Source organism: Treponema sp. OMZ 799 (assembly GCF_024181365.1).
Lineage (GTDB): Bacteria > Spirochaetota > Spirochaetia > Treponematales > Treponemataceae > Treponema_B.
On sequence record NZ_CP051301.1, the window covers coordinates 551,705 to 565,385 of the forward strand.

Below are 13,681 nucleotides of genomic sequence, written 5' to 3' on the forward strand. Positions count from 1 at the left end.
AATTAAAATAACCCGAAATTAAAAGTATGAATCCTATTTTTAAAAATATATCCGCCCAAGAAGCAGAAAAATATTTAAAAAATACCAAGGCCAAAACCCTTAACTATAAAAAAGATGCCTTTATCTTTTTTGAGGGCGATACTCCCGCTTTTATTTTTGTTTTAAAATCGGGTATCGTTCAAATCGAAAAAAACACTGCCGATGGAAAGCGGCTTATTGTAAACCGCTTTGAAAACCCCGGTACGGTTTTTGCCGAAGTCTATGCTCTTTTGGATTCGGCTATCTACGATTACTCATGCCGTGTAATTAGCGATGCCGAAATTCTCCGTCTCCCCATAGAAGGTGTCTTTGGTACCGGAGCGTACTCCGAAACTCATTTTAAGGTTCTAAAGAACCTATTAAATATTTTGGCTCATAAGGCTTATTTTTTAAACCAAAAGCTTCTTATCTTTTCTTCATTCAGTCTTCGTCAAAAGATAGCCCTCTATTTATTGCAGCAGGCTGAAGGAAGTTCAAAGGTTGAGCTAAACCTAAACAGAGAGGCTATGGCTGAATACTTAGCAGTTCCTCGGCCATCTTTATCCCGCGAGCTTATGAGCATGCAAAAAGATGGGCTTTTAAAAATCGAAAAAGATACCATCATTGTCAACCTTGATAAACTCGAAGATTACAGGTAGATTATAAGCATTTTATGAATAGAAGTCGGTAACGGATGTTACGCGGATGTTAAATTTTTTCGGTTTTCCAGTCTTTTATGGTGCGCTCCTTTTCGTCAAAGGATGAACCGATTAAGACTATTTTTTTACCGCTTGATTTAAAGGGAGCTGCATAGCCTTTTTCTTTTATCTGTGCTATCGCATCTTCCGAGCTTCCGTTTCCGTCAAGTTTAAACTCAAAGATATAAACCTTATCTGTCGTGTGAACTATGCAGTCTGCTCTTCCGGCAGCACAGTGTATCTCTGTTTCGACAAACTGTCCCATAAGTTTAAAAATCAAATAAACAGCCGTCTGATAATTTTGCTCTCTAAGTTTTAACTTTTCTTTGGGAAGATTATCGTAAGGAATGCCGGCAATTATGGACTGCATTCTTTCCATAAAATTATCTACATTTCCTCTTTCAATATCTTTAGAAAATTGGGCGACGGAATGAGCCGTTTCAGTATTTTTAATATCTGAATAGACAGGCAAAAGATTGCTTAAAAAACCGTAACGAACCTCATCATTAGGAAAACCCAAAGAATAAAGCTTGTATTTTGAATCATAACTTTTTATTGTTAAATATCCTGCTTGAAATAAAATCGGCAGAGGATTTTTTGTGTCGGCTCGGTAATCGGCAAGACCTGCCTCATCAAGCTCAACATTTCCGTCTAAGTCGGGAATATTATACTCAGCTTCTTTGAGGTAGTTTACCAAAAAGGTCGGAGTTCCAGTAGCAAACCAATAGCTTCCCACATCTTTTGCCGAAAAAGCATTTAGAAGGCTGAAAGGATTATAAACACTTTTTCCTTCTTTTGCAAAAAGATATCCGTCATAGCGTCTTTTAAGAAGGCTTAAACATTCTTCATAGCTTATCTTTTCTTTGTCTGCCAAGACCTGAATTTCGGGAGAAAATACGACCGTTAATTCTTCTTGGGTTATACCGCAAAGAGCAGAGCAATCTTCGTGAAGGCTTATGTCTTGTAAGTTATTTAGGTCACTGAAAATACTTACCTTACTGAATTTTGTTACTCCCGTTAAAAATGCAAAGCGGATATATTTGTCGCAAGTTTTTATAACGGAATAAAAAGCTTTGAGTGTGATGCGGAATTCTTCGTTTAGGGTTTCATTTACATACATTGTTTGTAAGAGGGGCTTATCATATTCGTCTACAAGGATAACTACCTGTTTGCCGGTTTTTTCATAAGCTGTTTGTATTAAAAAAGCAAAGCGTTTACCAAAAGATAAATCGTTCCCCTGTATACCGAAACGCTCCTCTTCTGCCCTTAAAAAGAATTCAAGGCTTTCATTTAAAGATTCGGGCAAATCATACCGCCCCGTATTAAAATCCAAGTAAAGAACGGGATATTGAGTCCATGCTTCAGTCCCTTCGTTTTTAGCCCTGTTTTCTTCGGCCGCTTCAATGTACAGCCCCTTAAACAATTCTTTTTTTCCTAAAAAGTAGGCTTCGAGGGTAGAAAGAAAAAGGCTTTTTCCGAAACGGCGGGGGCGGCTTAAAAAATAAACCTTACCGAAATTGGCAAGCCGGAAAACATATTCCGTTTTATCTGCATATAAAAAATTCTTTTTGCGTAAATCTTCAAAACTTTGTACGCCTATAGGTATCTTCCGTGAAAAATCCATCATTTTTGCCTCCCCAATCAATCGTTAAGTGCTTATTCCCTTTATCTATTATATATTATAATTTACATGGATTCAAGTATTGATAAATTTTATGGGCTTGTCTATTTTTGCTCACTTGAAATCTCTTATTCTATCCTATATACTCAATCTTATGAAACCGGATAAAATCATACAGTGGCAAAAATTAGGTTTTGGGATGTTTATTCATTACGGGCTTTACTCTTTGTGCGGAGGCGTTTGGAAGGGAGAACCGGTAAAGCGCGGTTACAGTGAGCAGATTTTAAGTCACGGTAAAATACCCAAAGAAGAATATAAGTCCTTGCAAAATAAATTTACCTGCAAGAATTTTGATGCGGAAAAAATATGCACTATCGCAAAGGCTGCAGGAATGAAATACATTATTATCACGGCAAAGCACCATGACGGTTTTTGTCTTTTTAACACAAAGACTACAAATTATAATTCGGTAAAGACACCTGCAAAGCGGGATTTGATTTTAGAGCTTTCGCAAGCTTGCAAAAAAAACGGTTTAAAGTTCGGGCTTTATTTTTCTTGGATAGATTGGGATTGTGAATTCGCTCTTCCGATAAGCGATCATAACAGCGATAAAATTCCGCCTAAGCATCAAAGATTTAATTTGGAGCAGCTGACCGAGTTGTTTACAAATTACGGCCCTCTTTGTGAGCTTTGGATGGATATGGGGTTCCCGACAAAAAAGCAAAGCGAAGAGGTTAGAGCCCTTGCCCAGAAACTTCAACCCGATATGATGATCAACGGAAGAATATGGAATGACTGCGGAGATTTTTGTACCATGGGGGATAATAGACTTCCCGATAAAAGTTTAAATGTTCCTTGGCAAACTCCGGCTTCGATTTACCATGAGACATGGGGCTACCGCTCGTGGCAAAGGCGGGGCAATAAAAATAAAAAAGCCCAAGAGCTCATTGAAAGTCTTATAAGGGTAAGAGCTATGGGCGGTAATTATCTTCTAAACATCGGCCCTAAGGGAGACGGCTCTGTGGTTGCTTTTGAAGCCGAGGTTTTAAAAAAAATCGGGAGTTTTTTTAAATCAAAGGCATCCTCTCAAAAGTGCGCACAAAGACTTTGTAAAGAATTAAATTTAGATATCCCTCAGGATTCTATTACGGAATTAAAAGATAAAATAAACGAAATTCCATTTACAAAAAAATTATACCGCTTTACGGGAAAGGATTATTATTCTTCGCATTTTATTTGTACGGAACTTGAGCTAAGCTTAAAAATGTCAAAAGACTTAAGCAAAACAAACTTGTGGACAATCAGCCTCGTCAGAAAAAAGCCCTTATCCCAAGATGAGTTTTTGGAAATAAACGGAAAAGAATTTTGCTTCCCCGCAAACAAAAAAGAATTGGAAATTTTAAAAAACATAAAAATAGAAAGCCTTCTTAAAATTTCGGTATCCACAATAGGCTGCGCTGCCTCGCGGAAGGCGCTAAGGCAAGACAACCTAATTTTGAGGGTAGAAAAAAATGAGGTTTTATACTTTAAATTTTTCAACCTCTGTGACAAGGCTGCTTATATTTTCTTTATTTTTTTGAGAGATGCTATTGACTTCTTGGGTCGCTTCATTTATTTGAAATGCTCCTGCTGCCATTTCATTCATACTTGCGGTAATGACTCTGGTAAGATCGTCAAGTTTTTGCATTTCAACAGCGATGTTTTTTCCGCCTTCCAACATTTCGGCCGAACCATCATTTACACGCGATGTGATTAAATTGATATCGTGAATCGCCGTTAAAACTTCACGGCCGCCGTTTTCTTGCTCTTTCATTGCAAGCATCAGAGTTTCACTCATCTGTTTTACTTGTTCTGATAGGGCAAAGATACTGTCAAATTTTTCTTCAGCTAATTTTGAAGATGTGGAAAGGTTTTCAATCTCTTTACTTAAAATTTTTAAGGTTGAAGTTATCGTTTTTCCTTGTGAGCTGGATTCTTCTGCAAGTTTTCTAATTTCGTCTGCAACAACTGCAAAACCTTTTCCCGCTTCCCCGGCATGAGCTGCTTCAATTGCCGCATTCATCGCAAGCAGATTTGTCTGACTTGCAATATGCTGGATTACGCTTGAAGCTTCTAAAAGGCCGCCCGATTCTTCCGAAATTTTTTGCGTTACCGTATTTGATGCTGAAAGAGTTTCTTTTCCTTCGGCTGTAGCTTCTGCAAGATTTTTGATGGCTTCATCCGTTTTTATAAGAGTCTGAGTTATTGAGCTTATGTTGCCGACCATTTGTTCTATTGCTGATGAAGATTCAGCCACACTAACAGCCTGAGATTCTATCATTCCATTTAATTGTGTGATGGTTTTAATAATCTGTTCTATAGTTGCTGATGTCTCGGTGTCGCTTGCCGCCTGCGTAAAGGCTTGTTGTTTCACCCCTTCTATGTTTGTACTTATTTGATGTATTGCACTTACCGTTTCAGTCATGTTACTCGCAAGTTCATTTCCTATCTGCTCCATTTCCTGAGTTCCTGAACCGACTGTCTTTATTGAGTTTCCTATTTTTTCAATCGTTCTGTTAAAGTATTTTGATAGATCGGTTATTTCATCATTTCGTTTGATGGGCAAGCGTACCGTTAGATCGCCGTCTCCATCTGCAATATTTTTAAGAGCTTTAACTGCTGATGTAATCGGTCTTACGATTGTAAGGGCTATAACAGCCGTAAGAATGATAGATACAATCAATATGGTTATACCGATAAGCCTCATTGTAATTTTTAAGAGCTGAAGACTACGCATAAGTTCATTAACAGGAGCACTGACTATTACTTTCCAGTTTGTGGTTCTCATAGGAGAATAGGCGGCGATTTCTTCTTCACCTTCGTATACAAATCGATCCAAACCTGCTTCGGAAGATGTTAAGACCTTTTGTTCAAAATCGGCAATGCTTTTAAGTTCCGGCTCGGACACAGCCCTTTGAATGCTGTTTTCTTGGTTTTCAACCAATTCCCGATCCTTGTCGGCAATTGTCGTTCCCGCCGCCCCGATAATATAACAGCCTCCTGTTTCGCCTATTACAATGTCGTCAACCAGATCGCTAAGAACTAATCCGTTAATACCGGCGCTGAACACCCCCAAAATATTTTGTTCATCATCATAAATAGGTACGGAAAGTATAATCTGTAATCTGCCTGTTTTACGGTTTGCCATAGGTTCGGAAATAAAGTTCCGGCCTTCTATAGCTTCATTATACCATTCTCTATCTCCGACGAAAAAAGAAGTACCATCAGCAGAATATCTCATCCCATGTCTATCGGAAATTCCAAAGTATTCTATCATTTTATTCCGCTTGGCATCTTTTTGTAATGCTACTGCTTTCTCTGAAAAATCGAGTTTATAATCCCGAAGTGCAGGAATACGTGCAAGCCCTTCCATAAGTTGTAAAAAAGAATTAACTCTGCCATCAACAATTTCAGCCGTATCCTTTGCCTTCATTATTAGCGCACCTTCAATTTTTCCTGTTAAGGCATTTTTCGCTACAAACAAAGCAGCGGCACCCATTGTAAAGCCTCCAACCAGGATTAACAAACCAAAAAAGAAAATCAATTTTCCTAAAATAGAAAACCGTCTTCTTTCTTTTTGATGAATTTTTCCACCTAACATATGCGGCTCCTTCAAAATACTATTTTAAGAACTATTTATAATTGATTTTTATTGAATATACATTTAAGAGTTGATAAAGTAATTATACACTAATTTTTTTATTTTTACTAGGCATTTATGCAATAGATACATGGAAAATATTATAATGGAGAAAATTTATAAAATAGAAATAAATAAGTCTTATATTTTTACGACCCCGTCGACTTATATTTTGATACGCCGAATCGCCAAAAAAGATAGGCAGGAATTAAAAAGAAAAATGAAAGAAGGGGTAAAAAGGCGAGGGCCGGGTTTTCATATTTATCGAATAAAAACAAAAGAGGATAGTATTGAAAAAGAGCATAAGGAATTATAAATGTGCAAAAGCGTAAAATTTTGTTTCCGTATATTGAAACGGGATATGAGGCAAAGGTTCCGGCTCCATGTGTAAAAATATTCATAAATTCAAGACTCTGTATTGTAAAAAAAGAAATAGCTGCATAGATTAAAAAGAGTCCTGAAAATACTGCCATGCCTCCTAAGAGCATAAAGAAAATGGTCAGAGCCTTTAAAAACGACCAATCTATATTTCCGAATTTTAAACCGTAAAAAAATAAAATGACGGCTATAATAAGTCTTCCTATCCTTGAAAATTCGAATTTGCTTCCCAGAACTTGAAGGGTGAGTCTTCGAGGGCGTAAAAGAAGTCTGTCAAAATCTCCGTTTATAATCAGAGAAGAAAATGAATCAAAGCCTCTTGCATAGCTTTCTGTAATAGCAAAGCTCAACTGCATTATTGAATAACAAAAAATAACTTCGGCAAAGGAAAATCCTTTTATGGACTGAAAGCGTGCAAACAAAAAGTAAAGAGCAAAGACGCTGTTGCAGGTTAAAAGAAACTGCCCCAAACACGATAAAAAAAACGAAAGCTTATATTGCATTGTGCTTTTTAAAAGAATACCTATATATCTAAAATAAAGTTTTAAACCGTTCATACCTATCTTAAAAATTTTAATTTAGCCTCCTTGCACCACCAATTTTTTTTCTGCCGCCTTTGCAATAAGTTTTCCCGACAAAAATAAAACGATGAGCCAGAATACTTGCAGGATTATTTTTTTACCTGCATCTTTAGATGAAATATCGTAAGAAAAAATTCTTAAAGGAATATTTTGAATTCCTGTGAAGGGAGAAAATTCCAAAATCTTTTTTATTGTTTCGGGGAAAAAAGGAATGGGAATTACCTGTCCCATAAGCATTTCCGAAGCCGATAAAAATACTATTTGAAGCCCTCTTGGAGAAACCGTAAAAAAGCAAAGCACGTATATGAGGCAGGTAAAGGCAGCTGCCGTACAAAGGCCTAAAATCATGGAGGCTATAAACATTAAAAACGTAATAGGGTCAGGCATTATCAGACGGTAGGGCATGGGTAAAATTGCGGCAATTATTAAAACAGGGAAGCATCTTAAAAGTCCTCTTGCAAGTCTAAATGCAACCGAGCGGGTAAACCAGAGAGTGTATATTTCGATCGGTTTGGACATTTGGTAAACAATGGAGCCTGAAACAATAGAGTCCGTTATGTCGCCCTCGAATGTCCACATTGCAAAAAATGCTAAGAAGGCTTGCTGCATCCAGATATAGGAAACAAAGGCTGAAAAGCCCATAGGAAAATTTTGAGGTGAGGTTTCATAAAAGGCTTTGAATAAAATAATAGTTAAGCAGCCCCATGCAAATTGAGTCGAAATGCCTGCAAGAGCGGCAGCCCTGTACTGTAAGTTTGCGATAAATCTTATTTTAAAAAAAGAAAGATATTTTTTCATAAACCGTAAAAGCCTTTTTAGCAATTTTCTTTATAAAACTCGGCGAGGCTTTCATCCAAAGAGAGGTTTTCTTTTTTGATGTCTTTTAAAGTTCCGTCCAAAAGAATTTTTCCCTTGTCTATTAAAATTATGCGCTCGGTAATTGCTTCAATATCCTGCATATCGTGGGTGGTTAAAATAATTGTTGTTTTATTTTTTTTATTCAGTTCCGAAATAAATTTTCTTACCGTCAATTTTGAAAGAGCGTCAAGCCCTATTGTCGGCTCATCCAAAAAAAGAATTTTTGGGCTGTGCAAAAGAGAGGCCGCAATTTCACACTTCATCCTTTGGCCTAAAGAAAGTTGGCGGGCAGGAGTTTTTATAATTTCTTTTAAATCTAAAAGACTTATCAATTCTTCCAAATTATTTTGAAAAAGATTTTGAGGCACGGAATAAATATCCTTTAAAAGCTCAAAGGAATCTATAACGGGAATGTCCCACCACAGTTGAGTTCTTTGTCCGAAAACTACGCCGATATTTTTTACATATTCCACTCGTTTTTTCCATGGAACAAGACCTGCAATTTCGCAAGTACCGGAGTCCGGTGTAAGAATACCGCAAAGAACTTTTATGGTAGAGCTCTTTCCGGCTCCATTAGGACCGATGTAACCTACAGTTTCTCCTTCATTAATCGTAAACGAAATATCGTTTAGGGCTTTTATATAATCATAGTCTCTTTTGAAGAGGGCCTTTGCTGCTTCTTTTAAGCCCTTATTTCTTTTTGAGACCTTGTATGTTTTGCAAATATTTTTGACCCTAATCATTCTTTTTTCCATAAAAATTTTTATTGGGGCGGTATTATATCATTTTGAAAAAAATTGTTCAATATAAAATTCAAGTCTGATTTATTTTTTCCGAAACTCTAGTTATGAAAAAGCGGATTTTTTATATTTTCATTCTCGGTTTATCTTTTTTGTTTTTTTCATGTTTGAGTGTGTTTATAAGTCCTCCTCATTTAATCGAAAGCCGAGGCAGATGTTCGGCTGAGGATTTAACCGCCTTTTTTATGAGCCAAAATCCCAAGGCCGATAAGGCGAAGGTAAGGCGCCTTGCTCAATTTTATATAGAAGAGTCTGAGGCGGAAGGAATAAATTCTGATATTGCTTTTTCACAAATGTGCTTGGAAACAGGCTTTTTACGCTTCGGAGGTTTGGTAAGCGAGGAGATGAATAATTTTTGCGGCCTTGGTTCAATCGGAGACGGAAAAAAAGGAGAGAGTTTTCCAACCGAGAAGACGGGAGTTTTAGCCCATGTTCAGCACCTAAAGGCCTATGCTGCATCCAGGCCTCTTGTCCGCCCTCTAACCGATCCGCGGTATAAATATGTTAATCCTAAGGGAAAGGCTCCTACAATTTACGGGCTTGCCGGAACTTGGGCGGCAGACCCAAACTACGGCAAAAAACTTGAAAACATATTGAAAAGATTGTACAAATCGATTTATTAACCGGAACTATTCAATGTATATACTCTTGTCAAGTTATATTATATAAAAACCTGCCCACAAACCTGAGTTTACAAAAAGCATAAAAGCTTGTATACTTAAAGGGCGATAATGTAAAAAAACTTTATCTATGGAGGAACCATGATAGAAAACATAAGTACAAAAGAACAGTTTGAATCAAAATTTCTTAATGAAGAAAAAGAGATCTTAGTGCTTATCGAAACTAAAACCGGCGGAGCATTTAAATTTGGCGATATGTGGGCGCCGTCAAATCGTCCTTTAGCATTCATCGATCTTGCGGATAATTCACTTCATTCCGAATCTATACGCTTAGAGTGGCTTGTAGAAGATCGGGATTGGAAATATTATTTTAAACCTCAAACTGCCTTCCGAGTGAAGGTGCGCCCGCAAAAGCCCGGCTCTTCTTCGAGATATAAACATCTTTTTATGCTCGTAGAAGTCTTAGAAGAGGGCGTGAAAGATAAAAGATTTGACAAAATTCTAAAAGAATATAATACCGAAGTTATCTATGAAGATGAGGATTTTTATTTTGTTCTGAATAAAGAATATGACTGGTTCGAAGGTGCAATAAAGTATAAGGATGAAGATATTGACCTGAATGTAGAAACGGAAGATTTGGAAGAATTAAAAAATATTTTGAGTGCTTATAAAGCCGCAACAAAAAATTTCGATGAGTGGCTAAACAGAATAAAAAAATTTGCAGCAGAACAGCTTACCGGCTTGGCAAATGATTGGCAGGAGAAGGAGACTCCCGAAATTACTAAAAAAGACTTCTTCGACAGGGTTGAACTTTCGAGTATTGTTCTCGAACCTGAAAATAATTTTATTGTTGACCTGCATGATGATGATATGTTTTTCGGGCACATTATCTGTGTGTACGGAAACCTTGACGGAAAACTCGATAGTGCAAATATAGAAGGATAAGGAGCTTAACAAGTGAAAACAATAAACGAAAATCTAACGGTAGAAGTTATTAAAGAAATGGGAGAAGAAATCGACCTTTATCGGCTTGCCGACCCGATGTGGTACACCGTAAATATTTACGGAACGCATGAAGAGTATTTAAAATCGGCTAAAGATTTTACTTTGGAGCAGCGGTACTTATTAGCCCTGCAGTGGTACGGGGCTGAAGTAGATAACGGCGGTCATCATCAATTTTTTTTCAACTCCACAGGTATTGTGTGGAAAGATGCCTTGGAAGGTTTTAAGCTTTTCGGTATCGATACCTTATACAAAAATTTTTTGGAGGTGATAGAATTTTTCGGCGGCTCAATTTCTTTTGATAGGAAGCAGCGCTGGGATATGCTTTCAGAAGCGGAAAAAAAAGATGAAGAAGCTCTTAATGATTTTTTGGATAAGCACGATAGGTTCTATTATAATCACGATGAATTTGACGATAAACTGATAACCTACATTAAAAACAACCCCGAAAAATTTGTCTTCGTCGGCAGTTACGAAACAGATGAGGATTAGAACATGGAAACAAATAATATAATAAACGGGCTAAAACATTTATCTGAAGGACTATTCCTACCCGAAGAATGGATTGATTGGTGGAAACAAAATGAAAAATTTGCAAAACAATTTTTGTCGCCGCGGTGGTATTTAAAGATAAAACCTAAGATGCCACAAGGTTTAATGGGTGCCGCTCTAATATCTCAAAATGCGGCTCGTGAATACTTAAAATCTATAAATCAATCTTATAACGAAAATTCACAAGTCAATTATATGGAAGGATGGCGAAAGCAAATAGATGATATCTCCTTGAACTATGACAAAGTTGATATTATTGATTTTGACTTGAAATTTACCAAATTGAAGCAAAGTTACCCTAACTTGTTTACCGTAATAAAAAAACACTTACTGAAAAATGATGTTGTGGAAAATAATTTAACCGAAGAAAAATTAACCTCATCATTCTTTTATAAATTATTACATAGTGATGTGATTGCATTTTTTTATTGTATTTCGCAATTAAAAATGGAAGGAATTCTTATTGATTTTGATATGTTAGAATTACGGAAGGAATATATTAAATTTGGGGAATTATGGTTGAATAGTGATGGGGATGAGTTATATATCATACCTCATGAAACTTCTGTATATTTGCATGATATAGGGAAAAATCAAATACATATTATAAATAAATCATTTAATTCATTTATTGAAAATGATTTGAGTCATTTTATCTCTGAAAATATTTAGTCTTTTACTCTGTTTTGAAGTGATTATCCTTTCCTTTGCCAAGGACAACACCTTGATAGCAAAACCGAATTAGCGTATAATAGATACAGATATAAGGAATAATATGGACTTCAGTTTAATAAAAAATAGCAACATAATTACAAATGGAGATCTATCTGCTCTTAAAAGTTTTACCTTTAAAAATGGAAGGAAATTTCCTTCTTCTTATGTTTCTTTTGTTGAAAGATATGGTTATGGATTATCATCCGGGCTTTTTATAATTTATATTCCAATGGTTAATAATCCGGATTCAATTTTTTTGAGAAGTAAAGAAATTATTTCGACATATCAAGATGTTTTGGATAATGAAGAAAAATTATGGTTCGATATGGAACCGGATTTAAAATATCAAGATTTAAAGAATCTATTTCCATTTGGAATGAGCGAAAATGGACATTATTTGTTTTGGGATATTACAAGTAACGAGTTAAAAGATGAGATGAACATTTATATCACTGATTTTAGAGGAACCGGCTTTTTGAAAGCGGCGAACGATTTATATGACTTTTTTGAAAAAGTAGTATCCAAAAATAAATATAAAGAGATACTACCTTTTTCTGAAAATCCATTGCCTAATACTTTTCAAGTTCTTGAAATAGGTTGATATTATGAATAGTTTTTCACTTTTTCTAAATCAGACGGAGATAAAATATTAAACTATGATTTATATTAAATACTATAATAAGAGCAAAGGTTATTTTTTAGAAGACCTCAATAGAAAATCTGATCCCGAGATTGAAAAAAAATTAAATATCCAAACTGATGTCATCTATCAGTCACCTCATACAAGTAAGATCACTTGGGCGGCAAAGAGAATAGACGAAAATTGCATACGCATAATGGTATTCAATGAAACTTTAAATAAGATTACTTCTATAAAATTAGAAGATGAATTTAGTGATTCTGAAATAGCTTTTGCAGGCTTAAATGAAGAAAATCGTATAATAATATCTTTTACAGCAGGACAGGACGGTTCTCAAGATTATTGCATAGAATTAAACAATAATGAGCTGAAGGTAATATATAAGTTCCCGGAGAATTTATCCTATATGTTTAGCTTCGATAAGTATGCTTTGTTTGCAGATTTTTACAGCTCAAACTTTATTAAAATTTCATCCTCCGATTTTGCCCCAATCCTCGAGAAAACATATTCTCTGTTTGAAGAAGATTCATTATCCAATATCCAAAAAATCAATGATAGTTTCGGAATATTTTGTACAACTGAAGGAAAATGCTATGCTTTTGATTTATCCAAACTTGAACTAATTGATGAACTTATCATCGATTATACGATAGATGAATTAAAAAATAGCTGTGGCGTGAATGCATTATTTCAAACAAGGGATGAAATGATCTTCCAATATCGCAATTATAAAAATGGCAAAACAAGCATTGAATGGCTCAGTGTAGATAAATTATATTTGGATAAGCTTATCAAAGAACGAAAACTGTGATATAATTAAAAAAAGGATATATATTATGAAATTAAAAGAAGCACTAACAAAATTTAATAATGTGTTCGGCAGAAATAAAACCGATCTGGGAAATTTTTCCGTCATTGATGATGCCGTGAAAAATACCGAATGCACAGATGACTTGGAGGAGCTTTACTCTTTGATGTCTTTCGATAATGTGTTAATAATCGGAGGAGAATTCTTTCTTACCATTCAACCTAAGATAAAACTTGATAGAGCTCAGGAAGGCTGGTACATAATTCTTAATAAAGAAGGACAGCGGCAAAACGATGATACAAAGTGGAATAAAGATTGGGTTGTATTTGCAAATAGAAATGATGATGCTGTTTACTTTGACAAGAAAAATGGAGGAGTGTATGGTTCTATCAATAAAAGACAGTTCTTCCATTTAAGCTCTTCACTTGCCGATTTCTTTTTTCTTTTATCTGAATGTATGAAACTGGAAGAAGAAAAATATAAATTTAACACAAGCGATGATGAGGAAGATCCCTTAGAAAATTTTATCGATGATACGGAAGGCATTCTCTCGAAATGCTTAAGCACAAAGCAAGTTGAAGATTTTCTATCATTCTTTTTTGGATAGTTCAGTGGCTCCGATTTGTCAGGAAGGAATTGTAACTTATATTGATACCGAAGATGAAAAGTTTTGAGGCTGCGGAGAATGCGGTAATGTTTGGTTTTCAAAAGA

13 protein-coding genes and 1 pseudogene are annotated in these 13,681 nt (G+C 35.7%); 9 read left to right on the forward strand and 5 right to left on the reverse strand.

Annotated elements, in window-relative coordinates; all coding sequences use genetic code 11:
• The first annotated feature begins 26 nt into the window (after nt 1–26).
• A complete protein-coding gene (locus tag E4O04_RS02455; RefSeq protein ID WP_253709684.1) occupies nt 27–677 on the forward strand; it encodes a Crp/Fnr family transcriptional regulator in 651 nt (216 codons plus the stop codon).
• A gap of 49 nt (nt 678–726) precedes the next feature.
• Here E4O04_RS02455 and E4O04_RS02460 read toward each other — a convergent pair whose 3' ends face one another.
• Nucleotides 727–2,340, reverse strand: a complete 1,614-nt coding sequence (locus E4O04_RS02460) for an ATP-binding protein (RefSeq protein ID WP_253710794.1) — start codon at nt 2,338–2,340, stop codon at nt 727–729.
• 151 nt (nt 2,341–2,491) lie between these two features.
• Here E4O04_RS02460 and E4O04_RS02465 point away from each other — a divergent pair.
• Nucleotides 2,492–3,400 (forward strand): annotated as a pseudogene (locus tag E4O04_RS02465) (alpha-L-fucosidase); the annotation flags it as partial.
• 456 nt (nt 3,401–3,856) lie between these two features.
• On the opposite strand, the gene E4O04_RS02470 reads toward E4O04_RS02465, so the two are convergent.
• The 4 genes from E4O04_RS02470 to E4O04_RS02485 all read right to left on the reverse strand — a co-directional run bounded on the left by E4O04_RS02470 (nt 3,857) and on the right by E4O04_RS02485 (nt 8,576).
• Entirely contained in the window at nt 3,857–5,977 is a 2,121-nt protein-coding gene (locus E4O04_RS02470; RefSeq protein ID WP_253709686.1) for a methyl-accepting chemotaxis protein, read from the reverse strand.
• 188 nt (nt 5,978–6,165) lie between these two features.
• On the reverse strand, nt 6,166–6,951 hold the full coding sequence (locus E4O04_RS02475) for an ABC transporter permease (protein WP_253709688.1): 786 nt from the start codon (nt 6,949–6,951) through the stop codon (nt 6,166–6,168).
• A 21-nt stretch (nt 6,952–6,972) separates the two neighbouring features.
• Nucleotides 6,973–7,773 carry an ABC transporter permease gene (locus E4O04_RS02480; protein ID WP_253709691.1) on the reverse strand — a complete coding sequence of 267 codons (801 nt, stop codon included), beginning with the start codon at nt 7,771–7,773 and terminating at the stop codon, nt 6,973–6,975.
• Nucleotides 7,774–7,790: 17 nt separating this feature from the next.
• Nucleotides 7,791–8,576, reverse strand: coding sequence for an ABC transporter ATP-binding protein (locus tag E4O04_RS02485; RefSeq protein WP_371921880.1), 786 nt, complete (start codon nt 8,574–8,576; stop codon nt 7,791–7,793).
• 104 nt (nt 8,577–8,680) lie between these two features.
• Between E4O04_RS02485 and E4O04_RS02490 the strand changes: the two genes are divergently transcribed.
• The 7 genes from E4O04_RS02490 (at nt 8,681) to E4O04_RS02520 (ending at nt 13,576) form a co-directional block, all read left to right on the forward strand.
• The gene (locus E4O04_RS02490) at nt 8,681–9,256 is read left to right on the forward strand and encodes a glucosaminidase domain-containing protein (protein WP_253709697.1); all 576 of its coding nucleotides are present in this window, start codon (nt 8,681–8,683) and stop codon (nt 9,254–9,256) included.
• 138 nt (nt 9,257–9,394) lie between these two features.
• Nucleotides 9,395–10,198 (forward strand): DUF2262 domain-containing protein, encoded by an 804-nt coding sequence (locus tag E4O04_RS02495; RefSeq protein WP_253709700.1) that lies wholly within the window; start codon nt 9,395–9,397, stop codon nt 10,196–10,198.
• A gap of 12 nt (nt 10,199–10,210) precedes the next feature.
• Complete coding sequence (locus E4O04_RS02500) at nt 10,211–10,747, forward strand: DMP19 family protein (RefSeq protein ID WP_253709702.1); 537 nt, start codon at nt 10,211–10,213, stop codon at nt 10,745–10,747.
• A 3-nt stretch (nt 10,748–10,750) separates the two neighbouring features.
• On the forward strand, nt 10,751–11,479 hold the full coding sequence (locus E4O04_RS02505) for a hypothetical protein (protein WP_253692950.1): 729 nt from the start codon (nt 10,751–10,753) through the stop codon (nt 11,477–11,479).
• A gap of 103 nt (nt 11,480–11,582) precedes the next feature.
• Nucleotides 11,583–12,122: an SMI1/KNR4 family protein gene (locus tag E4O04_RS02510; RefSeq protein ID WP_253709705.1), complete on the forward strand. Its 540-nt coding sequence runs from the start codon at nt 11,583–11,585 to the stop codon at nt 12,120–12,122.
• Nucleotides 12,123–12,177: 55 nt separating this feature from the next.
• A complete protein-coding gene (locus tag E4O04_RS02515; RefSeq protein ID WP_253709708.1) occupies nt 12,178–12,972 on the forward strand; it encodes a hypothetical protein in 795 nt (264 codons plus the stop codon).
• 25 nt (nt 12,973–12,997) lie between these two features.
• Nucleotides 12,998–13,576 carry a hypothetical protein gene (locus tag E4O04_RS02520; RefSeq protein WP_253709711.1) on the forward strand — a complete coding sequence of 193 codons (579 nt, stop codon included), beginning with the start codon at nt 12,998–13,000 and terminating at the stop codon, nt 13,574–13,576.
• Nucleotides 13,577–13,681 lie beyond the last annotated feature (105 nt).